The organism is Nocardia sp. CA-120079 (assembly GCF_050955745.1).
Classification (GTDB): domain Bacteria; phylum Actinomycetota; class Actinomycetes; order Mycobacteriales; family Mycobacteriaceae; genus Nocardia.
In genome coordinates, this window is the sequence record NZ_CP192088.1 from 2,620,768 (window position 1) to 2,641,027 (window position 20,260).

Sequence of the window (20,260 nt, forward strand, 5' to 3'; positions counted from 1 at the left end):
GCATGTGAAATCATGGTCAGCAACTCTTCCGCTAGCTCGACAGAACGGACAAATCGGGCATGATTGCTGTCATGAAACGCGTTTCCGCCCCGGAGTCCACATGCAGATAACCGCACTCGAATGGATCCTGACGATCGTGGTGATCCTGGGTCTGTTCGTCTTCGACTTCTTCGCCCATGTCCGCACACCACACGATCCGACCTTCAAGGAATCCGGCACCTGGTCGGCGATCTACATCGGTCTGGCCCTGGTCTTCGGCGGATTCGTCGCCTGGAAGTGGGGCTCGACCTTCGCGGGCGAGTACTACGCGGGCTTCGTCACCGAGAAGGCCCTCTCGGTGGACAACCTGTTCATCTTCGTCATCATCATGTCGAGCTTCGCGGTGCCGCGGATCTACCAGCAGAAGGTACTGCTGATCGGCATTGTGCTGGCGCTGGTCATGCGGGGTGTGTTCATCGCCGTCGGTGCGGCGGCGATAAGTGCGTTCAGCTGGGTGTTCTATCTGTTCGGCCTGTTTTTGGTCTATACGGCCGTGAAACTGTTGCGCGAGAGCGGACACGAGGTCGAGCAGGAGGGCAAGCGCGACAGCCGGATCGTGGCGCTGGCCAAACGCGTGCTCCCGACCACCGACGAATACGACGGCGACAAACTGCTCACCTGGATCGACGGCCGACGCGTGATCACCCCGTTGTTGTTGGCGCTGTTGGCAATCGGCTTCGCGGACCTGCTGTTCGCGCTGGACTCCATCCCCGCCATCTATGGTCTGACCGAGCAGCCCTACCTCGTGTTCACCGCGAATGCCTTCGCGCTCATGGGTTTACGGCAGCTGTATTTCCTCATCGGCGGCCTGCTGGATCGCCTGGTCTACCTGTCCTACGGCCTTTCGGCGATTCTCGCGTTCATCGGCGTCAAACTGGTGCTGCACGCATTGCACGAGAACACCCTGCCTTTCGTCAACGATGGTCGGCACGTCAAGATACCGGAGATTTCCACGCCGGTCTCGCTGAGCGTGATCATCGGGATTCTGCTCATCGCGACCGTCGCGAGCCTGATCAAAACCCGTGGCGCGGCTCGGTCCGTCGAGAGCCGAGTAGCCGATTAGAAGACCCGGTTGTTTTCGGGCGTGATCTCGAAGCCGCGCCCGGTGGCGTCATTGCGGCAAGTCACCCCGACGGGCTGGGCCAGGCAGGTGAAGCCTGCCACGCTCAGGCTCGACCCGACCGGCAGCACCGGCGCGTCGGTATCCGCTCCGGATGCGGTACCGACGAAGTAGCCCCGGTTCACGCACAGATATCCGGCGCTCTCGCCGACGGCCAGTGCGGCCGCGCTCGGGTCGATGCCCCAGCAGGCCTGCATCGCCGGCGGGGTGGGCTGGGTCGTGCCCTGGCAGCCCACCGGTCGTTTCGGCTGCCCGAACGGCTCATCGAGGAAGCCGCATGCGATGCCGCCGTCCGCCGTCCGGAAGTAATAGCCGTCGGCGGCGCGGTATATCGACTCGTCGACCGAACCCGGTCGTAGCAATGGACGATCCCCGACCGTCAAGTTTGCCGTGGTGTCGAAATCGGCGGCCGTCGAGCAGATGGTGAGTGCGAGACCTGCGACCGACATCGACGCGAAAATCGCGACGGATATGCGCATACGGGGGAGTCTGCGTCGGTGGGCGCGGATTCTTCCGCACCTGGCGCGGCGTGTCGCCGTGAGTTTGCTGACCGCCGAGTGTTGAGCGGCGACACGCGGCGGTCAGCCGGGTCGTCAGGAAGCGAATGTGCCCATCACCGGCAGCCACTCGACCGCCCGTACATCCTCGATGAGGTTCTCGCGGGCGAACGGATCCTGCGGCAGCAGTTCCTTGATGGCCGCCTCGTCGGCGACCCGGAACAGCAGCAGTGCGCCGGAGCCGTCCGGGTAGGGACCGCTGGTCAGCAGCGAACCCGCGTCGATCAGGCCGTTGAGCCAGGCCCGATGTTCCGGGCGGACGGTATCGCGCGCCTCGACGGTGGCATCGGAGTAGGTGTAGTGCACGGCGAAGATGGGCACGATCGATCCGTTCTGGTCAGAGGTTCAGCAGCATTCGAGTATTGCCGAGGGTGTTCGGTTTCACATAGCTGAGGTCGAGGAATTCGGCGACACCGGGATCGAAGGTCCGGCACATCTCCGCGTACACCTCGGCGGTGACCGGTGTGCCGTCGATTTCCACGAATCCGTGCCTGCCGAAGAAGTCCACCTCGAAGGTGAGTACGAACAGCCGTCCGAGCTCGAGTTCCCTGGCCACCGCGACCAGCCGTTCCACGATGAGCCGACCGACACCATGCCCCTTGACATCGGGATGCACCGCGACCGTGCGCACCTCGCCGAGGTCGGCCCACAGCACATGCAGCGCACCGCAGCCGACGACCCGGCCGTCGAGTTCGGCCACCCAGAATTCCTGTACCGCCTCATACAGTGTGACCAGGTTCTTCTCCAGCAGGATCCGACCGGCGTATTCATCGACGAGGCTCTTGATCTGGGGTACATCGGAGGTTCGGGCGCGGCGCACGACAGGGACAGATTTGTTCGCGGCAGGTGCCGCGCCCGGATACGCGTCGCTGGTCGAACCACCTAGTGGTCCCCGAGAGGTCATGTGGTGCACAGTAGTCGGCCCGGTTACCGATACTCTGAACGTGTGCCGCACATCCACCCGCTCCGCTCACCGCATCGCGTCGGCATGCGTCCGAGCCTCGTGACGGTGGGTGTCGTGGCCTGGGTGACGTGGGCTTACGCCAGCGAGGGGGAGGCGTGAGCGTGCAGCCCGAAGAGATCGATCGACGCTGGGGCGAACCCGTGGTTCGCGCCGGATTCGCGCCCGCCCAGACCGATCCCGTCGTCCCGCTGATGAATATCGCGAATGTGCTCACCATGCTGCGCATCGCGCTGGTGCCGTTGTTCGTGCTCGCGCTGTTCGTCGGCGGCGGCCACCAGACCGGCTGGCGGATCGCGGCTGCCGCACTGTTCGGCATCGCCGCGATCACCGATCGCTTCGACGGGCAATTGGCGCGCAAATACGGCCTGGTCACCGATTTCGGCAAACTCGCCGATCCGATCGCGGACAAGGCGCTGATCGGTTCGGCGGTGATCGGACTTTCGATGCTCGGTGATCTGGCGTGGTGGATCACCCTGGTCATCTGCGCTCGCGAGATCGGGATCACGCTGCTGCGGCTGGTGGTGGTGCGGCGCGGGGTGATTCCGGCCGGACGCGGCGGCAAGTTGAAGACGCTGGTGCAGTCCGTCGCGATCGCGGTATTGCTGTTGCCGCTGCACGGCGGATTCGCCACCGCGGGCATGACATTGATGTATGTGGCCGTCGCGCTGACGGTCATCACCGGCCTCGACTATGTGGGGCAGGCGGCGCGGGTGTGGCTCGCGGGAGGTCCGGGCCGGACACGCGGCGCATGACCGATCCGCTGACAACCGGAGCGCCCGTCGTCGAATTGGTGCGCGAGCTGGGTGCCGTCCGGCAGACCGTGGCGACCGCCGAATCGCTGACCGCGGGGCTGCTCGCGGCGACCATCGCCGGGGTGCCGGGTGCCAGCGCGGTGCTGCGTGGCGGGCTGGTCGTCTACGCGACCGAACTCAAGCACAGCCTTGCCGGCGTAAGTGACGAAGTGCTCGCGACCGAGGGCCCGGTCGCCGCGAGCACCGCCGAAGAGTTGGCCGTCGGTGCGCGGCTGCGCTGCGGTGCGGACTGGGGTATCGGATTGACCGGGGTAGCCGGACCCGAATCTCAGGGCGGGCATGCCGTCGGCACTGTGTTCCTCGGACTGGCCGGGCCGGGGCATACCGAGGTCATGCGGCTGAAACTGGACGGCGACCGGTGGGCGATCCGAATCGGCGCTACGCACAGCGCGGTACGGGAGTTGCGTCGTATCGTGGGAGACGGTCACTAGGTGCTGCCGCGCCTGGTTTGCCGCCGTGGGAACCAACCGGGCCCTGTTCGACGTTGTGCCAGAAAGGACGGCGTGCGCAGCGCTGGTAGGCGCCCGCGGACCCGGTTACTGGGAGCTAAGGAGAACGACATGACGCTGCTGCGAGAGGCGATCGGGGACAGTTTGCGGCGTGCTCGTCTCGCCCAGAGCCGGACCCTACGTGAGGTCTCCACCTCGGCGCGCGTGAGCCTGGGATATCTGTCGGAAGTCGAGCGGGGCCGCAAAGAGGCCTCCAGCGAACTGCTCGCCGCAATCTGCGCGGCCCTGGATGTGCCGCTGTCGCGGGTGCTATGGGATGTGAGCACGATCATGGCAGGCGCCGACGGTCTGCCCGCCGACGCGCCCGCACAGAGCGCCGATGCACCCGAGGCGGAGCGGACCGCTGCGGCCGAATCCGCCGAGGCCGCGCCGGAGCCCGCGAGCGCCACGATGTCGGTGGCCGATGCCCGTACGCAGATCGCCGAGGACACCCGGATCGTCATTCCGGCCCCGCGGGCCGACATGCTGGTCCTGGTGAAAAGCAACTGATCAATAGACCAGAGGTGGCGTCTGCGGCCGACGCTGCGAACCGGTGCCGAAAGCGGATAGATTCTGTACTAGGCGTCAGTTGGGCCGGGTTCGCCCGGCCCGGGTGCCACATGGTGGAGGATAGGCACATATCGGGTGCGTGACGGTCGCGCACTGGAGTCGCGGTAAAGCGCGGCGCATCTTATGGAGGCGGGATCAATCGATGGCTAATCCGTTCGTCAAGGCCTGGAAGTACATGATGGCCCTCTTCGATTCGAAGATCGAGGAGCATGCGGATCCGAAGGTCCAGATTCAGCAGGCTATCGAGGAAGCTCAGCGTCAGCATCAGGCCCTCTCGCAGCAGGCCGCATCGGTCATCGGCAACCAGCGTCAGCTGGAGATGAAGCTCAACCGTCAGCTCGATGATGTCGAGAAGCTCAATGCCAATGCGCGCCAGGCCGTCATGCTGGCAGATCAAGCCGCCGCTGCCGGCGATACCGAGAAGGCGATCCAGTACACCAACGCAGCCGAGGCATTCGCCGCGCAGTTGGTCACCGCCGAGCAGGCCGTCGAGGACCTCAAGGTGCTGCACGACCAGTCGCTGCAGGCGGCCGCGCAGGCCAAGAAGGCGGTCGAGCAGAACGCGATGCTGTTGCAGCAGAAGGTCGCCGAGCGCACCAAGCTGCTCAGCCAGCTCGAGCAGGCGAAGATGCAGGAGCAGGTCTCGGCATCGCTGCAGCAGATGGATTCGACGCTGTCCGCGCCCGGCACCACGCCGAGCCTGGATGCCGTGCGCGAGAAGATCGAGCGCCGGTACGCGAATGCGCTGGGTGCCGCCGAACTCGCGGGCAATTCGGTGCAGGGCCGGATGCTCGAGGTACAGCAGGCCAGCATTCAGATGGCCGGACACAGCAAGCTGGAGCAGATCCGCGCCTCGATGCGCGGCGATGCGCTGCCCGCGGGCGGTGCGACCGCACCGGCGATCAATCCGGGTGCCGCGCAGGTGAATCCGGCACAGCCGCAGCCGCAGATGAACAAGGGCCAGACCGCGCAGCAGTAGCCCCGTCGTTCGAAATAAATACGGCGTTCGAAATAAATACAGTTCGGCGAGGACTGGTTCGGTGGAAGACATGGCACGGGTACCTGGCGGGTCGGCCGTCGGTCCTGCTCGGGCCCTGCCTGTCCGGCCACCCCTGGTCGCCCCGAACCCGTGCCCTGGAGGAGACCGATGAGCCCGCAGGGACCTCGCGAACAAGGTAAGGGCGGTCGTCGTCGCGGTGCCGCGCTCGTGCGTGCACAGGCGGCGCTCGCACCGCAGCCGGGGAGCCTGCCCGACAGTCTGCGCGAGGTGGGCGAACATGCGCTGGTGGCCGTGCGGCGTTGGGCGGATCCGCGCGAGCGGGAGTTGCGCAAGCGCCGCCGGGCCCGTCGCCGCAGTTTCCAACTGGGCACGGTCGGCGGTCTCACCACCGCGGGAACCGTTGGGTTGATGGTGCTTTCGGCACCGGTATGGGCGGTGGTCGTGGTCGGCGGGGGAGCGGTGGCGCTGGTCACCGGTACTGCGCTGAGCGCCCGCCGCTACCTCCAATTGCGCAGCTCACCGCTGCCGCAGGCAGCTTTCGTGCCGCGCAAACAGCCACCGTCGTGGTCATCTGCGCGCGGGCCGATTTCCCGCCTGGTTCGGGCGGAGAAGGCGCTACACGGCCTCGGCACGCAGATCGCCCGCTCGAACCGGCTGCCCGAGGACGACCTCGCCGACATGATCGAAACCGCGGGTTCGGGTGCGGCCGCGCTGCACGCGCTGGCCGCCGACATCACCGCGATGGAACAGGCACTCGGCGCCATGGGGCGCTCGAAATCCGTTGCCGCCGTTGGCCTTACCGAGAATATGCAATTCGCACGCGGCCGCCTCGATAGCGGGGTCGCCGAGTACGAACAGGTAGTCGCCGCGGCGGGGCGGATTCTCGCGGTACCCGAAAGTGCGGTGCTGCGAAACAACTTCGACACCATCGTCGCCGATCTGCGCGACGCGGCCGATCGCCTGGACGGGTGGGCGCAGGCCCTCACCGAGATGGCCGACCAGCACGCCCCCACTTCACCTCCGCCGCAGGGGATCTAACCCGCGAACATCGTGCTCACTGCCGCAGCGCGGCTCGGCACAAGATCATCATGTTCTGGTGGCGGCATCGGTCGAGAGATCACAACACCAGTGCATGGTGATCGTCTGACCAATCGTGGAATGGCGGGCTAGGTGGATGGGCGTGGGCGGTCGTCGGGGGTGGGGGCGTCGATGGCGGGGGGCGCTGGGGTGGCGGTTGCGTTGGATTCCGTTTCGGCAGAGTGGGTTTCCGGTTCGTTGGTATCCTGATCCGATTCCGTTTTCCGGTCGGTACGCACCCACGGGGTCGGGCGGGTGGTGGTCGGTGCCGTCACCTTGGGTGGGCGGACCGACGGGCGGGTTGTCGACCAGGGGGAGGTGACCGGCTTGCGGTCGGTTGGCTCGAGCTCGGCCGGACGGTTGGCCGCGGGGCGAGATCTCTTGCGTACTGCGGGTTTACCGGAGGTTGGGAGAGGAGTCGGCGTTCTCGGGGTGGCCGTCCATGGGGTCGCCGGTGTCGACTGATCCGTCGGTTCGACAGCTTGTGGCACGGAGGCGGTCGGACCGCTGACGGCAGACGCGCCGGAATCGGGGCCTGCTCGATTGCCGAGTGTCATCGGGCCGGATTCACGGGTATCGATAGCGCCTTCGGATTGCCTGGCTGACTGGGATGCCGATGCAGAGGACTCGGCTGCCGGGGCATTGGTCAGATCGCCGCGCGGCGATATCTGCTGATTCGGTGCCGAACCCTCGGTTCCGCCGGGTCCGGTAGCGTCCGCAGCGTCATAGGTTGGCGAACTCAGCGGGTTCGAGAGTCCTGCTCGGGGAGTCGACGCGGTGGTATCCGCTGCGCCGGGGTGCTGGCCATCCGCGACTTTGGTGGAGTTCTCCGCACCGGGGGCGGGTTTTTCGGTCACCTCGTGACCAGCGCTGGTTGCTCGAACGTCTGGGGGAGCCGGATGGTCGGCGGTCGACATGTTCGGCGGAGATTGTGGCGAATCGACACCACTCGTCGTCGACGGTGGTTCGAAAACAGTTCGGGTCGTTGGCAGATCGCTTGCGTCGCGCTGAGGAACGTCCGAGTCGTAAGGCGCGTCTGGGTTGCCGGTGGTGAAGTCGAGTTTCGCAACCTGATCGCGGAAGTTCTCCGCATGGCGCATGATGTCATCGGCGTGCTCGTCGAGCAGCTTGGAGTAACGCAGCACTTCATCGGGTTCGATGTGCAAGGGTCGGTTGGCCGTGCTGCTCGGTGGCGGGACGCCCAAGGCGTTGCTCGCCGCGTCGTAGACAACGCCTTTGATCATGTCGTCGATGGTGTGTTCGAGCGGTTCGATGGCCTTGATGATCACCTCGGCAATCAGATATGCGATCAGATTCTGCTGCATCTGATCGCATATCCTGCGTGCTGCCGCAGTCAGCAGCGGAGCGGTTGCCGGACCTGCTGGTGTCGCGATGATGGCGGCGTAACTGACCGCCAAGGCGGCCAACTCGGCGAGCACGGCGACTTTCACGACGGTGATCACATCGGCGGCGATATCCAATGCCTTCGCCACAACACGGCATGCTGAATCGAGATCCGCCATGTGCGTCGCACTCATATGCGCCCAGACCGAGAGCAACTGTTCGTACGAATATCCCGAATAGGCCGAGCCCATATCCTTGATGGCACCGGTGGCGGATTCGTTCGTCTGCTGGACATTCCCAGCGAATTCACGAACATGCTGGCCGAGTTTGCGCACGTCGTCTTCATTGATATCCGGATACGGAACGCCACAGAAGTTCAGGAACAGTGCAACCTCGTGTGGCATCTCGATCGGCATCTACACCCCCGAAAGTTGCGGACTGATACGCGACTCTACAGCGCGGATCCTCGATTGATATCCAGCAGATCCGTCCTGTTCTCCTGCCATATCTCCCACAGTTCGTCCGGGCTGTTATCGCCCGCGAACTCGGCTTCCTGTCGAGTTATGGGCAGGAGGGTGATCAGTTGCAGCACCGGCTGCCCGTCGGGATCACGCAACAGGTCGAACTCGTCACCGAAAAACGGGCTCGGATAGCCGATGACGCCGTGAATTTCGGTCCCGTCGATCAAGGGTGTGGCATTGGTCAGAACGGAGTCGTACTCTATCCCGCGCCGGTTGCGCAAGACGAGCCCGGCGGTAATGTCGACAATGTGGTGGGCAAATCCTTCTTGCCCGGTTCGCAGCGTGCAGACGAGTTCTTCGGGTAATAGCGACGACACTTCTTGAAAACGCAATCCGTTGGTGATCACCGAGGTGACCGGATATTCGTCGTTGTCGAAGAAGGCGAGGTCGTAGCCCCGATTCCGGCCGTCGATCTCGGCCGCTTCCGCGTACCGGAACTTTCCGAGATGCCCGCTATTGTGCTCGAGCAGATTCGGGAATTGGCTGGCTGAGGTCAAGGGTTACCCTTCGCTGATACCGGACGGCCGGACGTCGTCGCGCCGATCATACCTCGGCTGATGGCGCTGCCGTCGACGCAGATCCACCGCTTCCCGGTTTCGGTAATCCCTTGACAATAGTTTCGGGGTCGGGTGCGTTCGGTAGTTGTGAATACTTGTCGGCCAGCTCGGCGTAATGACCATAGCCCGGCTCCGTGGACTCATGGCTGTGGCCTCGGTTGGCGCTCTGCTCTTCCAGGCGATAGTGACTAGCATTGGAGTACACCTCCTTGAATCCTGCCTCATCGATCTTGTGATATATCGCGAACTGCTGCAGTCGCCAATATTCCGCATCTTCGACATGCCCCATGTCGGCAACTCTGGGCGCCGGCTTGGTGAATTCGACATTGTTGTTGACAATGGGCGGATCGGTCGGACTGATGGTGTTCTGCGCCTTCCATTCGTTATAATAATCCGGCGGCTGCGTCCTTTTGGCATGCCCCTTTTCGTTGTATTTGAAGAATTGCGGCTCGCCATTGGTCATGCGTTGCACTTCGAGCGTCTGACCCGACGTCGAACAGATCAACTTGCCATCGGCACGTTGTGCTGCCGTCAAGTTGACGTCGTTCTTGGTTTTGGCGGGGAAATTCGGGCGAGAACGGCCGTACACCCAGTCGTCGAGCTTTCCCTTGATGTGTTCGGGCTTGGTTCCCGCCGGACTTGTCGCGGTCCCGACATTGGGCCGACCTGTGTTATCGGCGTTAAGGCTTCTGGGACCACCGGCACGCTCTCTCCAATTGAACTCTTTCGTTCCCAATTGGTCGGCATGTACTATTCCACGAGCGCCTGAACGCAGTTCCGTGGCCGTATTCAGAATGGGTTTGCGCAGGACTATAGCGGCCTCATCGAGGTCTTTCACCAGCCGTAGCCCGAGCAATACCATCTCCCTGGACAGCATAATTAGCCGCCGAGGAATGCCCGAATATTTTCCACGTTTCCGTCCCCTCCGATCGGCGTCACCGCCGAGTCTCCGCCGGCAATCGATGTAGATAGTCCAATATTCAACGTCGATTCGCCGAACATTTTAGGATATGCCCGATCGGGAAATCTCCCATCCCTGGGAAGAGCTCTCGCCTGTTTGCTTGCTCGCATCGACTCTTGCTCACCTGAGCAAGATGACCTACAGTTTTGCTCATGCAAGCAAGAAGCAGGTCGAGCAAGCAAGACGAGCGGACCTTCACCGAGACTGCGCGCCGGGCGCAGATCGTGAGCGCGGCGATCGCGGTGGTCGCCGAGCACGGCTATCCGAATGCTTCGTTCGCGAAGATCGCCAAGCAGGCGGGGCTGAGCAGTACCGGCATGATCTCCTACCACTTCGCGGGCAAGGATGATCTGATCCGCGCGGTGGTCGCCGAAATCATGCGCGTGGCTTTGGAATTCGTGAGCAATAGGCTCGAGGGGGAGGTCGACTACACGGCCCGGCTGCGCCTGCACTTCGCCGCCAACCTGGCACTGCTGGACGAGTACCCCGACCATCTGCGGGCGCTGTCGAGCATCATCGCGAATGCGCACCCGAGCGACCCGCAGACTTTCGGACTCGCCGAGCATCTCGCCGACTTCGGCCGAATCCAAGCGGAGCGCATCCGAGAAGCACAGCGGGCCGGGGTATTTCGGGATTTCGACCCCACGGTCATGGTCATCGCCATGCGAGGGGCGCTCGACGCGGCGATCGCCCGCGCCTCCGTCGACCCCGACTTCGATACCGCGGCCTGTGCGCGTGAACTGGCCGATCTCTTCGACTATGCCACCCGCAAGCACTCGTGATCACGACCGGAGCCGAATCATGAACCAACAGCAGGCGATTGCGACCGACCGCACGCCGCAGCAGAAGCGCGCCGCAGTGCGCCGCCACCTCGTGCGCCAGTTGCTCGTGGAACTGGTGCTCCCGCTCGGCGGTTACTACGCCTTACGTGCGGCCGGGGTGAATCCGTGGCTGGCGCTGGTCGCGCCCGCCCTGCTCACCGTGCCGTTCCTGGCCTACAGCGCGATACGGCAGCGCCGCATCGACATGGTCGCACTGTTCACGCTCAGCATGATCGTGGTGGGGACGGCGATGTCGATGGTGACGGGCGACCCCCGGACCCTGCTGGTGCGCGACAGCTGGATCTTCGGCGTGCTCGGGCTGTGGGTGCTCGCCACCCTGTTCACCCGGCATCCATTCATGCGCAGTGCCGCCCGCACGATCGTGACCGTGAAGATCGGTGAGGAAGGCTATCGGCAGTGGGATGCCCGCTGGGACAACGACTCTCGATTTCGCCGCCAGCTGCGGGTGCTGACCGCGGTGTGGGGTCTCGGCTTCGCCCTCGATGCCGTGGTGCGGGTCGTGCTCGCCTACACCCTCCCCGTCGATTCGGTGCCGCTGGTGAGCACACTGCAGTGGCTCGTCGTCCTCGGTGGGCTCTTCGTCTTCCATTACGCCTACGTCACCAAACACGGGTTGAAGGTCTGAGTCGCCACCGAAACCCCGGCGGACCATGCGTGCTGGTCTCGCCGGGGTTTGTGCTGTCGGCACGCGGTCGCAGCCCTATATGCAACCAATGGTTGCGCGATGAGCCGTGGTCGGCTAGCGTGATGTGCAACCAAACGTTGCAGATGGAGGAAGAGTATGGAGTACGGCAGCATCGAGCGCGAGATCCACGTCGACGCCTCACCCGAGGTCGTCTTCGAGGTGGTCAGCCGCCCGGAACACATTTCGGAATGGTGGTCCGACGCGGCCGATTTCGAGACCAGTCCCGGCGCTGTCGGTGAACTGGTCTTCGGCGACCGGGAACATGTCGCCCCGATCACCGTGGTGACCGTCGAGCGGCCACGGCTGTTCTCGTTCCGCTGGTGCTATCCGGAGGGCTCGGCCGACCTCGCCGACTCGCTGCTGGTCACCTTCGAGCTCACCCCGGCAGGCGCGGGCACCAGGATTCGTCTCACCGAGACCGGGTTCCGTGAGATGGGTTGGGAGGCTGCGAAGTTGGAGGAGGTCTACCAAGACCATAGCGCCGGTTGGGACAGGTTCGTTCCGCAACTCGGCGAGTACATCGCGCGGCTGGTGTCGACCCCGTGACCGCTACCGTCGACGACGACCTGTGGTCCGCGGTCGGGGACCCGACCCGTCGGCGGATGCTCGACCTACTTTTGGCGGCCGGCGATGGCACGGCCACCAGTCTCAGCGAGCAGCTGCCAGTGACACGGCAGGCCATCGCGAAACATCTGGGCGTGCTCGACCGCGTCGGCCTGGTGCACGCCACGCCCGCGGGGCGGGAACGGAGGTATCGGGTGGATGAGGCGCAACTTGCCCGCGCGGTCGCGCAGTTGGCCTCGGTCGGGGCGGCGTGGGACGCGAGGCTCCGGCGCATCAAGCGGATCGCCGAGGCGATTCAGCGCACAAAAGATCAGCAGCAGAAGTGAAAATCCGACACTGGAAAGAGGATTCGAAAATGGTGGATATCCTGCACCGAGTCGCAATCAAAGCGCCGACGGCCGAGGTCTATGCGGCCCTGACCACCGTCGAGGGGCTCGCCGGCTGGTGGGCGAACAACACCCAGGGCAAAGGCAATGACGTCGGCGGCGTGCTCCAATTCCGTTTCGATGCCGGTGGATTCGATATGAAGGTCCTCGAGCTCGACCCGGGCAAGCGCGTGCGCTGGGAAGTCGTCGAGGGACCCGAAGAATGGGTCGGCACCCAGGTGGACTGGAGCCTCGACCAGGCCGACGACTACACCGTCATCCTGTTCAAACATGAAGGCTGGAAGGAGCCGGTCGAATTCATGCACCACTGCAGCACCAAGTGGGCGGTCTTCCTGCTGAGCCTGAAGTCGTTGGTGGAGACCGGAAAAGGCGCGCCCGATCCGCACGACGTCAAGATCGACAACTGGAACTGACGCAGCAGGCCTTCCCGCGAATCGGACAGGCGATCACCATGCGCTGTCAGTTCTCGACCGACGCCGCACAACGCATGGTGATCATCTGACCAGCCGGGTCAGCAGTGGATGGTGTGTTCGGCGATGGTCCAGGCGCGGGCTTGGTCGCTGATGGTTACGCCGAGGCCGGGGCGCGATGACAGGTGCATGCGGCCGTCGGCGATTTCGAGACGTTCGTTGAAGAGGGGGTCGAACCATTCGAAGTGTTCGACCCAGGGCTCTCGGGGATAGGCGGCGGCGAGGTGGATGTGGATTTCCATCGCGAAATGTGGTGCCAGTTGCAAGTTTTGGCTGTCGGCGAGGGCCATCACCTTCAGGAATTGGGTGATGCCCCCAACCCGCGGTGCGTCCGGCTGCACGATGTCCGCGCCGTGGGCAGCGATGAGTTGGGTGTGTTCGGCGACGCTGGTGAGCATTTCACCGGTGGCGATGGCGGTGTCGAAGGTGGCACTGAGTTGGGCGTGGCCATCGAAGTCGTAGGCGTCGAGGGGTTCTTCGATCCACACCAATCCGAACGGTTCGAAAGCTCGGCACATGCGGCGAGCGGTGGGACGGTCCCACTGCTGGTTGGCATCGACCATCAACGGCACGCGGTCCCCGAGCTTCTCGCGCACCGCGGTGAGCCTCCCGAGATCCACCGCGTGGTCGGGGTGTCCGACCTTGATTTTGATGCCGCCGATGCCGTGTTCCAACGATGCAGTGGCGCGGTCGAGGACTTCTTCGATGGGCGCGTGCAGGAATCCACCGGAGGTGTTGTAGCAGCGCACCGAATCACGGTGTGCACCCAGCAGTTTCGCCAGCGGTAACCCGGCGCGTTTGGCCTTGAGATCCCACAGCGCGACATCGAAAGCGGCGATCGCCTGCACCGACAGCCCGCTGCGACCGACCGAGGCACCCGCCCACATGAGTTTGTCCCAGATCTTGGCGATATCGCTGGGATCCTCACCGAGCAGTACGGGCGCTATCTCGCGGGCATGTGCGAACTGGCCCGGCCCGCCCGCGCGCTTCGAGTAGCTGATGCCGATGCCTTCGAGCCCGGCCTCGGTGGTGATCTCGGCGAAGAGCACGGCGACTTCGGTCATCGGTTTCTGTCGACCGGTCAGCACCTTCGCATCGCTGATCCCGGTGGGCAGGGGCACGGTGACCGAGGAGATCTCGACGCTGGTGATCCGGTCGAGGATGGGTGAATCCATGGTGGGGTCCTTCGGGGTCAGGCGATCGTCTTCACGAGGGTGGTCAGCTCGGCGAGTTCGGCCTCGGTGAGGTCGGTGAGCGGCGGGCGGACCCGGCTGGATGGTCTGCCGACCGCAGTGAGCCCGGCCTTGATGATCGATACCGCGTAGCCGGGGCGGCGGTCGCGGATGTCGAGGTAGGGGATGACGAAGTCGCGCAGGTGCGTGTAGACGGTCGCGCGATCGCGGGCGCGGACCGCGCGATAGAAATCGAGCGCGAATTCGGGTGCGAAATTGAAGATCGCCGAGGAGTACGTGGTCACGCCCATTTCGGTGTAGGGGAGTGCGAATGTTTCCGCGGTGGGCAGGCCGCCGATGTAGGTCAGCCGATCACCCATCCGGGTGTAGATCCGCGTCATCGACTCGATATTGCCGACGCCGTCCTTGAACCCGATGAGGTTCGGGCTGCGTTCGGCCATCTTTGCCACCGTCACGTCATCGCAGGCGGCATTGGCGCGGCTGTAGAAGATCACCCCGAGCGAGGTCGCCGCACACACCTGGGCCACATGTTCGACCAGCCCGTCGGGCGAGGCTTCCACAAGATACGGCGGCAGCAGCAGGATTCCGTCCGCACCCGCCGCCTCGGCCGCGCGCGCCTGCTCCACAGCCACTCTGGTGGCCGCCGTCGCGGGCGCGATCACCGGAATCCGTCCGGCGGTTTCGGCCACCGCCGCGCGCACCACGCGATCGATCTCCGCGCTGGTCAGGGTAAAGCCTTCGCCCGTGCCACCGGCCGCGAACAGACCCGCGACCCCGTATCGGGACAGCCAGCCGATGTGCTCCCGGTAGGCCCGCTCGTCGAAGTTCAGTTCGGCGTCGAAATGGGTGACCGGGAACGAGAGCAATCCGCGCCCCAGCGCGGGTCCCAATTCCTCGGCGGATAGCTGCGGCACGAATATCCTCCTGGCGACGGAAATTGCTGATTTCTCTGGAGATTAGGTCCGGCACCTGATGCCGGTCCAACACTGTTTTGAAATCAACCGATACTCGAATGGCATCGGATCCGACTGTGCTCTCGCCGACCGGCACCCTCTCGTTCGGGTATCGCTCAATACCGAATTGGTGTTCGACGGGTATCGCTTCCGGCCTTTAGCCTCCTTTCACACCCATTGCAGGGTGATCCGGCGCACACCGGCCGGTCACAGGAGGACAGTGATGTTGAAACGTGAGACTATCCCCGCCGTCGGCGGCACCCGCGAAGTGGTGGCACCCACCGAACAGCGGCGCGGTCGTCGCATTCCCACGCGCTATCTGGTGCTCGGGCTCTTGTTCATCATCACGGCCGTGAATTACGCCGACCGCAGCAGCCTTTCGATCACGGGCAGTGCGGTCCGGGCAGATCTCGGGTTTTCCACCGTCCAGCTGGGCTACATCTTCTCGGCATTCAGCTGGGCCTATGTCGTCGCGCAATTGCCCGGTGGGATGCTGCTCGATAGATTCGGCGCACGGCGGGTCTATGCGGCGAGTCTGGCATTGTGGACGCTGGTCACCGCGGCGACCAGCCTGGTCGGCCTGATCACCACGCCGGTGCTGGTCGCATTGTCGATCGTATTCGGGCTGCGATTGCTGCTCGGCGTCTTCGAATCACCGGCCTTCCCCGGTAATGCACGGGTGTCGACCATGTGGTTTCCGACCGCCGAACGTGGCCGGGCGACAGCGGTTTTCAATTCGGCACAGTATTTCGCGACCGTAATGTTCGCCCCGGTAATGGCCTGGATCACCAATCAATTCGGCTGGCGCTGGGTATTCGTGCTGCTCGGTGTGCTCGGCTTCGGCTTGGCCGTGTTCTGGTGGCGCTGGCTGTATCCGCCGCGTGCGCACCGCCGCGTCAACCCGGCCGAACTCGATACGATCGTTTCCGGTGGTGCGCTGGTCGATCTCGATACGACCAAGGGCGAGAACGCGACTCGACGCACGCGACTCGATCGGCGCATGCTCGCGCGCGTCTTCTCCACCCGGCCGCTGTGGGGCGTCTACGTCTTCCAGTACGCGGTGAACGCACTGACCTACTTCTTCATCACCTGGTTCCCGATCTATCTGAACAAGGGCCGCGGCCTGTCGCTGGTGCATGTGGGATTCGTCGCCGCACTGCCCGCGCTTGCCGCCTTCATCGGCGGCCTGGTGGGCGGCATCGTGTCCGATGCCCTATTGCGTCGCGGTCGATCACTGACGGCGGCACGCAAAATCCCGGCGGCCGTTGGCATGTTGCTGGCCACCCTCATCGCGCTGTCCAACTTCAGCGACAGCACCACTGTGATCGTGGCGATCTTGACCGTGGCCTTCTTCGGCAAGGGCATCGGTTCCCTTGGCTGGGCGATCACCACGGATATCGCACCGACGCAGGCGGTCAGCTTCGTGAGCTCCACCATGAACGCGTTCGGCAATATCGCGGGCATTGTCACCCCGATCGTCATCGGCTATCTGGTTTCCTCGACGGGCTCGTTCGATACCGCGCTGTGGTTCGTATCGGCACACGGGCTGCTCGCCGTGGTCGCGCTCATCGGTATGGGCGCCATCCGGCGTATCGAGTTCGATATGCCCTGAGTAGCACCACTTTCCATGGACGTTCCGTCGCGCGACACGCGGAATGTGTTGGGAGGTCATCCATCCGGGCTTCGGCTCCGAATAACAGTTGATCGACGTTGCTGACGCTCGCCGAGCTCGATCTCGGCGAGCCGCGTCACGCGGCGCAGATCTGGTTGGTGGGTTCCGGGAGGTGCGTCGCTACATGCTCTTGATATTCATCGTTCCCGTCCTTGCGGCAACTATCGCTGTGGCCATCTTCGTGATCGGAGATCGGCTGCGACCGAAGTCTTGGGCGTCGACCGACGAGGAAGCGGCTGGTTCCCTCGTACTCGAACTGATCAACACGCTCTTCCTGGCGGTGGTCGCCTTTGTCGTGGTGATCTGCTGGCAGGAGTACGACAACGCGCGCAATCACACAATTGCCGAGGCGAAGGCGCTGGTGGATACCTATTCGACCGCGCATTCCATGCCGGATCCCGAGCATCGCCAGATCCAGGACCTGGTACGGGATTACACCGATCAGGTGCTCACGCGGGAGTGGCCGGTCATGCAGGCGGACCGGCGGCTGAGTCAGCCCACCCAGGACACGTTCGACAGCCTGCGCGATGCCGTCGCGTCGGTGAATACGACGGATCCGGATGTCGCGGACCTGCGCACGAGCGCCATGGCCAGCCTCGATGCGGCTGCCGAGGCGCGCCAGGACCGGGCCATGGACGCGAGTTACAAGATGCCCGTATTCCTTTACGCGGCACTGTGGTTCGGCACCATCCTGCTGCTGTGCACCGGGGTGCTCTCAGGTGTGGAGGTCACCAGGCGCAGTGTGCTGATGACCGCGCTGCTCGGTATCGTCGTCGGCACGACGGTGCTGGCGATCTACAACCTCGACCGGCCGTTCTCCGGCGGAAACAGTGTCCCGAAGGACGCCTTCGAATACGCCATGTCCCGCTACGCGCACATCACCTGAGAGGCCGCCCGAGACCTGCGGAGCTGCGACGGATGGGATATCGGCAACATGGCGTTTGTTGTGCAAAGACGAAGGGCCGCATTTGGCTTGGCCGTGGCAACGGCGGTGCCGTTGTTCGCGGGTGCGCCTGCGGCCGCGGATTCGACCGGCCCCGAGTGGCCGGTTATCGGTGATATCGCCACCGGGAGTGCTGCTGTCGACGCGACTGGGACCGGAAGTGCGGCTGCGGATTCCGGGAGCAGCGCCTACGGCGGCGTCCTGGATCTCGAACCAAGGGGTGTCGCCACTGGCAGTGCGGCGCCGGGGACGGCGATGTCGGCGAATGCGAAGCGGGGCGGCGCGGCGACCGGCACAGGTGGCATCGACAACGGCGCCGATAGCCCACGCGTCGGCGGGCACGCGGATGCGACGGCCGGAGCGGGCGAATCCCTCGGCCTCGACCCGGGCAGCGTCCAGACCGCCTGCACCGGCAGCGCCGTAATCGGCAGCGCGACAATACTGCTCGGACTCGCGACCGGCAGTGGCATAACCGGCTCCGGTTTGATCGGCGCCGGTTCGGTCGGTTCGAGCGGATCCGGCCTCGGCAGCGTCGTCGTCGGCAGCGCGATGACCGGCAGCGCACTGCTGACCTGCCTGCTGCTACTCCCCGCCCCTGAACCGCCCGGCATTCCCCTCCAACTCGGCCCACCGCCGCCCGCTCCAGCGATACCCGCACCGGCCGCGCTGATCGCCCCACCGGAATTCCCGACAGCCGCACCGGCACTCGCGATCGCGCCGGAAACGCCGATCCGCACCACCCCGCACCGGCCACCGGCCGTGGCGGCCGAATCCGCCATGGAGGATCCGATCGCCTGGAACATGCTGGAGCTGGTGACGGTCATGGTGGTCACCGTCCTGACCGTGGTCCGCAAGATTGCTGTAGGTCGCAACAGGCGAGCCGAATGACGCCCGCGGGGAGAGCCCTGATCTGCTGAACCGGGCGAATGCTTGCTCGAACGGCGGTTGGGGCTGCGCGCCTCATGAGCGGTGGCTATCATGACGGACGACACTCAAGAACTGGTCTGGGGCAACGGATTTGGATCATGGGCACCGGCAGGATGTTCATGACCCGCACCACACGTGCTGCCCACGTGGGGCAGATCGGCGCGGCTGAAGTCGTGCGAGCAGTTTGTTCGTAATTCGTTGTCATCAACCTGCCGAAGCTCGCCGCTGTGACGTAACCGAGGTCAGTGCTGGGTCCGCTCGATTGTCAAGGTTCTTTAGCTTTCAAAAGTTCGGAGTTCATCTGTGGCAACGCATACGCATCACCCACCGGAATCACGGTCCTCGGTCGGCGGCTCACCGGGCTTCGGGGCCGGTCCGCGCATCGTGATGTACACCCCGGAATTCGCCGCCGACCCGCACCGGGCCTACGAGCAGATGCGCAAGAAGTTCGGTTCGCTGGTGCCGGTAGATCTCGCGCCGGGCGTACCGGCCACTTTGGTGATCGGCTACTACACGGCGGTCCGCATCCTGACCGATCCGGACCACTTCCCGGCGGATCCCCGGACGTGGGAGCGAAACATCCCGCCCGAGTGCCCGGTGCTCGGCATGATGAAGCGGCGCGAGAATGCCCTGCGCACCGACGGGCAGGAACATAAACGCTATCGCGACTCCACCAGCGCGGCGATCAATGACGTCGATCTGCTCGGCATGCACGCGGTAATCGAGCAGATCGCGATCCCGCTGATCAATACGTTCTGTGCCGATGGACACGCTGATGTGTTGCAACGCTATGTTTTTCCGCTGGTGTTCACCGCGGTGAACACCATGCTGGGAGTCGACTCCGATATCGGCGCGCGGGTCGCGGCGGCGTTGGACGCCATGTTCGATGCGGGGGCCGAGGTCGGTGCGGGCGACCGCATGCTGCACGAGGCGCTGCGGCTGCACACCGAACGCAAGCGGGAGGAGCCCGGTGACGACATCACGACTCGATTGATGCGTCACCCGAGTGGTCTGACCGATGAGGAGGTGATCCAGCAGTTGGTGACGCATTACGCGATCGGGGTCGAGCCGCTGGTCCACCTCATCGGCAACGCGTTGCGGCTGATGCTCACCGACGATCGATTCGCCGCGGGCATGCACAGCGGTAGTCTGTCGACCCGGGATGCGCTGGACGAGGTGCTGTTCACCGACCCGCCGTTGGCGAACTACTGCATTTCCTATCCCCGGCAACCGATTCTGCTCAATAGCGTGTGGTTGCCGGCCCACCAGCCTGTCGTCATCAGCATGGCGGCGTGCAACAGCGATCCCACCGTCAATGCCGTCGACGGCGTCGAGCGCGATGGCAATCGTTCACACCTGGCCTTCAGCGCCGGACCACACATGTGCCCGGCACAGGACGCCGCCTATCTGATCGCACAGGACGCGATCGACCAACTGCTCGATGCACTGCCGGAGATCGAGTTGGCCGGTCCGGCTGCCGAACTCGGTTGGCGCACCGGGCCGTTCCACCGCGCGTTGACCGCGCTGCCGGTCGTCTTCCCGAAGTCCGCTCCGTTCCCGGAGTTTCCGCCTCCCTGAGAACCATGTCGTGCCCAGGGCCGAGATCGCCGTACGT

At 64.4% G+C, this 20,260-nt stretch carries 23 protein-coding genes and 1 pseudogene; 16 read left to right on the plus strand and 8 right to left on the minus strand.

From position 1 onward, the window contains the following. The first annotated feature begins 100 nt into the window (after window positions 1–100). Window positions 101–1,102 (plus strand): TerC family protein, encoded by a 1,002-nt coding sequence (locus tag ACQPYR_RS12085; protein ID WP_433631190.1) that lies wholly within the window; start codon window positions 101–103, stop codon window positions 1,100–1,102. Here the strand turns inward: ACQPYR_RS12085 and ACQPYR_RS12090 are convergent. The 3 genes from ACQPYR_RS12090 to ACQPYR_RS12100 all read right to left on the minus strand — a co-directional run bounded on the left by ACQPYR_RS12090 (window position 1,099) and on the right by ACQPYR_RS12100 (window position 2,620). Continuing rightward, window positions 1,099–1,638: a hypothetical protein gene (locus tag ACQPYR_RS12090; RefSeq protein ID WP_433631192.1), complete on the minus strand. Its 540-nt coding sequence runs from the start codon at window positions 1,636–1,638 to the stop codon at window positions 1,099–1,101. The genes ACQPYR_RS12085 and ACQPYR_RS12090 overlap by 4 nt on opposite strands. Window positions 1,639–1,752: 114 nt before the next feature. After that, complete coding sequence (locus ACQPYR_RS12095) at window positions 1,753–2,037, minus strand: YciI family protein (RefSeq protein ID WP_433631194.1); 285 nt, start codon at window positions 2,035–2,037, stop codon at window positions 1,753–1,755. A 16-nt stretch (window positions 2,038–2,053) separates the two neighbouring features. Then, on the minus strand, window positions 2,054–2,620 hold the full coding sequence (locus ACQPYR_RS12100; RefSeq protein WP_433602198.1) for an amino-acid N-acetyltransferase: 567 nt from the start codon (window positions 2,618–2,620) through the stop codon (window positions 2,054–2,056). A 155-nt stretch (window positions 2,621–2,775) separates the two neighbouring features. Between ACQPYR_RS12100 and pgsA the strand changes: the two genes are divergently transcribed. From pgsA to pspM, 5 genes are all read left to right on the plus strand, one after another. After that, complete coding sequence (gene pgsA, locus ACQPYR_RS12105; RefSeq protein ID WP_387296630.1) at window positions 2,776–3,432, plus strand: CDP-diacylglycerol--glycerol-3-phosphate 3-phosphatidyltransferase; 657 nt, start codon at window positions 2,776–2,778, stop codon at window positions 3,430–3,432. Further along, window positions 3,429–3,923, plus strand: coding sequence for a CinA family protein (locus ACQPYR_RS12110; RefSeq protein WP_433631197.1), 495 nt, complete (start codon window positions 3,429–3,431; stop codon window positions 3,921–3,923). The genes pgsA and ACQPYR_RS12110 overlap by 4 nt, the downstream gene beginning before the upstream one ends. A 129-nt stretch (window positions 3,924–4,052) precedes the next feature. Further along, window positions 4,053–4,490 (plus strand): helix-turn-helix domain-containing protein, encoded by a 438-nt coding sequence (locus ACQPYR_RS12115; RefSeq protein WP_433631200.1) that lies wholly within the window; start codon window positions 4,053–4,055, stop codon window positions 4,488–4,490. A gap of 202 nt (window positions 4,491–4,692) precedes the next feature. Continuing rightward, complete coding sequence (pspA, locus tag ACQPYR_RS12120) at window positions 4,693–5,529, plus strand: phage shock protein PspA (protein ID WP_433602202.1); 837 nt, start codon at window positions 4,693–4,695, stop codon at window positions 5,527–5,529. 168 nt (window positions 5,530–5,697) lie between these two features. Next, complete coding sequence (pspM, locus tag ACQPYR_RS12125; protein WP_433631203.1) at window positions 5,698–6,588, plus strand: phage shock envelope stress response protein PspM; 891 nt, start codon at window positions 5,698–5,700, stop codon at window positions 6,586–6,588. A gap of 128 nt (window positions 6,589–6,716) precedes the next feature. On the opposite strand, the gene ACQPYR_RS12130 is transcribed toward pspM, so the two are convergent. The 3 genes from ACQPYR_RS12130 to ACQPYR_RS12140 are packed head-to-tail and all read right to left on the minus strand — an operon-like array spanning window position 6,717 to window position 9,911. Then, window positions 6,717–8,387 carry a hypothetical protein gene (locus tag ACQPYR_RS12130; RefSeq protein WP_433631206.1) on the minus strand — a complete coding sequence of 557 codons (1,671 nt, stop codon included), beginning with the start codon at window positions 8,385–8,387 and terminating at the stop codon, window positions 6,717–6,719. A gap of 35 nt (window positions 8,388–8,422) precedes the next feature. Beyond that, a complete protein-coding gene (locus tag ACQPYR_RS12135) occupies window positions 8,423–8,989 on the minus strand; it encodes a suppressor of fused domain protein (protein ID WP_433631209.1) in 567 nt (188 codons plus the stop codon). A gap of 46 nt (window positions 8,990–9,035) precedes the next feature. Continuing rightward, window positions 9,036–9,911 (minus strand): GH-E family nuclease, encoded by an 876-nt coding sequence (locus ACQPYR_RS12140; protein WP_433631212.1) that lies wholly within the window; start codon window positions 9,909–9,911, stop codon window positions 9,036–9,038. Window positions 9,912–10,162: 251 nt separating this feature from the next. Here ACQPYR_RS12140 and ACQPYR_RS12145 point away from each other — a divergent pair, with 251 nt between their 5' ends. The 6 genes and pseudogenes from ACQPYR_RS12145 to ACQPYR_RS12170 all read left to right on the plus strand — a co-directional run bounded on the left by ACQPYR_RS12145 (window position 10,163) and on the right by ACQPYR_RS12170 (window position 12,900). Beyond that, window positions 10,163–10,792, plus strand: a complete 630-nt coding sequence (locus ACQPYR_RS12145) for a TetR family transcriptional regulator (RefSeq protein ID WP_433631215.1) — start codon at window positions 10,163–10,165, stop codon at window positions 10,790–10,792. 19 nt (window positions 10,793–10,811) lie between these two features. After that, window positions 10,812–11,477, plus strand: coding sequence for a VC0807 family protein (locus ACQPYR_RS12150; RefSeq protein WP_433631217.1), 666 nt, complete (start codon window positions 10,812–10,814; stop codon window positions 11,475–11,477). Between the two features lie 33 nt (window positions 11,478–11,510). Beyond that, window positions 11,511–11,600 (plus strand): annotated as a pseudogene (locus ACQPYR_RS12155) (SWIM zinc finger family protein); the annotation flags it as partial. Window positions 11,601–11,633: 33 nt separating this feature from the next. Then, complete coding sequence (locus ACQPYR_RS12160) at window positions 11,634–12,083, plus strand: SRPBCC family protein (protein WP_433602207.1); 450 nt, start codon at window positions 11,634–11,636, stop codon at window positions 12,081–12,083. Then, entirely contained in the window at window positions 12,080–12,427 is a 348-nt protein-coding gene (locus ACQPYR_RS12165) for an ArsR/SmtB family transcription factor (RefSeq protein WP_433631220.1), read from the plus strand. Before ACQPYR_RS12160 ends, ACQPYR_RS12165 begins: the two co-directional genes overlap by 4 nt. A gap of 29 nt (window positions 12,428–12,456) precedes the next feature. Beyond that, window positions 12,457–12,900 (plus strand): SRPBCC family protein, encoded by a 444-nt coding sequence (locus ACQPYR_RS12170; RefSeq protein WP_433631222.1) that lies wholly within the window; start codon window positions 12,457–12,459, stop codon window positions 12,898–12,900. Between the two features lie 98 nt (window positions 12,901–12,998). Here the strand turns inward: ACQPYR_RS12170 and ACQPYR_RS12175 are convergent, their stop codons facing one another. After that, window positions 12,999–14,132, minus strand: a complete 1,134-nt coding sequence (locus tag ACQPYR_RS12175) for an L-talarate/galactarate dehydratase (RefSeq protein ID WP_433631229.1) — start codon at window positions 14,130–14,132, stop codon at window positions 12,999–13,001. Between the two features lie 17 nt (window positions 14,133–14,149). Further along, window positions 14,150–15,064 (minus strand): 5-dehydro-4-deoxyglucarate dehydratase, encoded by a 915-nt coding sequence (gene kdgD, locus ACQPYR_RS12180; protein WP_433631232.1) that lies wholly within the window; start codon window positions 15,062–15,064, stop codon window positions 14,150–14,152. A 262-nt stretch (window positions 15,065–15,326) separates the two neighbouring features. Between kdgD and ACQPYR_RS12185 the strand changes: the two genes are divergently transcribed. The 4 genes from ACQPYR_RS12185 (at window position 15,327) to ACQPYR_RS12200 (ending at window position 20,223) form a co-directional block, all read left to right on the plus strand. Then, a complete protein-coding gene (locus ACQPYR_RS12185) occupies window positions 15,327–16,715 on the plus strand; it encodes an MFS transporter (RefSeq protein WP_433631234.1) in 1,389 nt (462 codons plus the stop codon). A gap of 184 nt (window positions 16,716–16,899) precedes the next feature. Next, window positions 16,900–17,661 (plus strand): DUF4239 domain-containing protein, encoded by a 762-nt coding sequence (locus ACQPYR_RS12190; protein WP_433631237.1) that lies wholly within the window; start codon window positions 16,900–16,902, stop codon window positions 17,659–17,661. A gap of 87 nt (window positions 17,662–17,748) precedes the next feature. Further along, window positions 17,749–18,606 carry a hypothetical protein gene (locus tag ACQPYR_RS12195; RefSeq protein ID WP_433631240.1) on the plus strand — a complete coding sequence of 286 codons (858 nt, stop codon included), beginning with the start codon at window positions 17,749–17,751 and terminating at the stop codon, window positions 18,604–18,606. 342 nt (window positions 18,607–18,948) lie between these two features. Beyond that, on the plus strand, window positions 18,949–20,223 hold the full coding sequence (locus ACQPYR_RS12200; RefSeq protein WP_433631243.1) for a cytochrome P450: 1,275 nt from the start codon (window positions 18,949–18,951) through the stop codon (window positions 20,221–20,223). The last annotated feature ends 37 nt before the right edge of the window (window positions 20,224–20,260 follow it).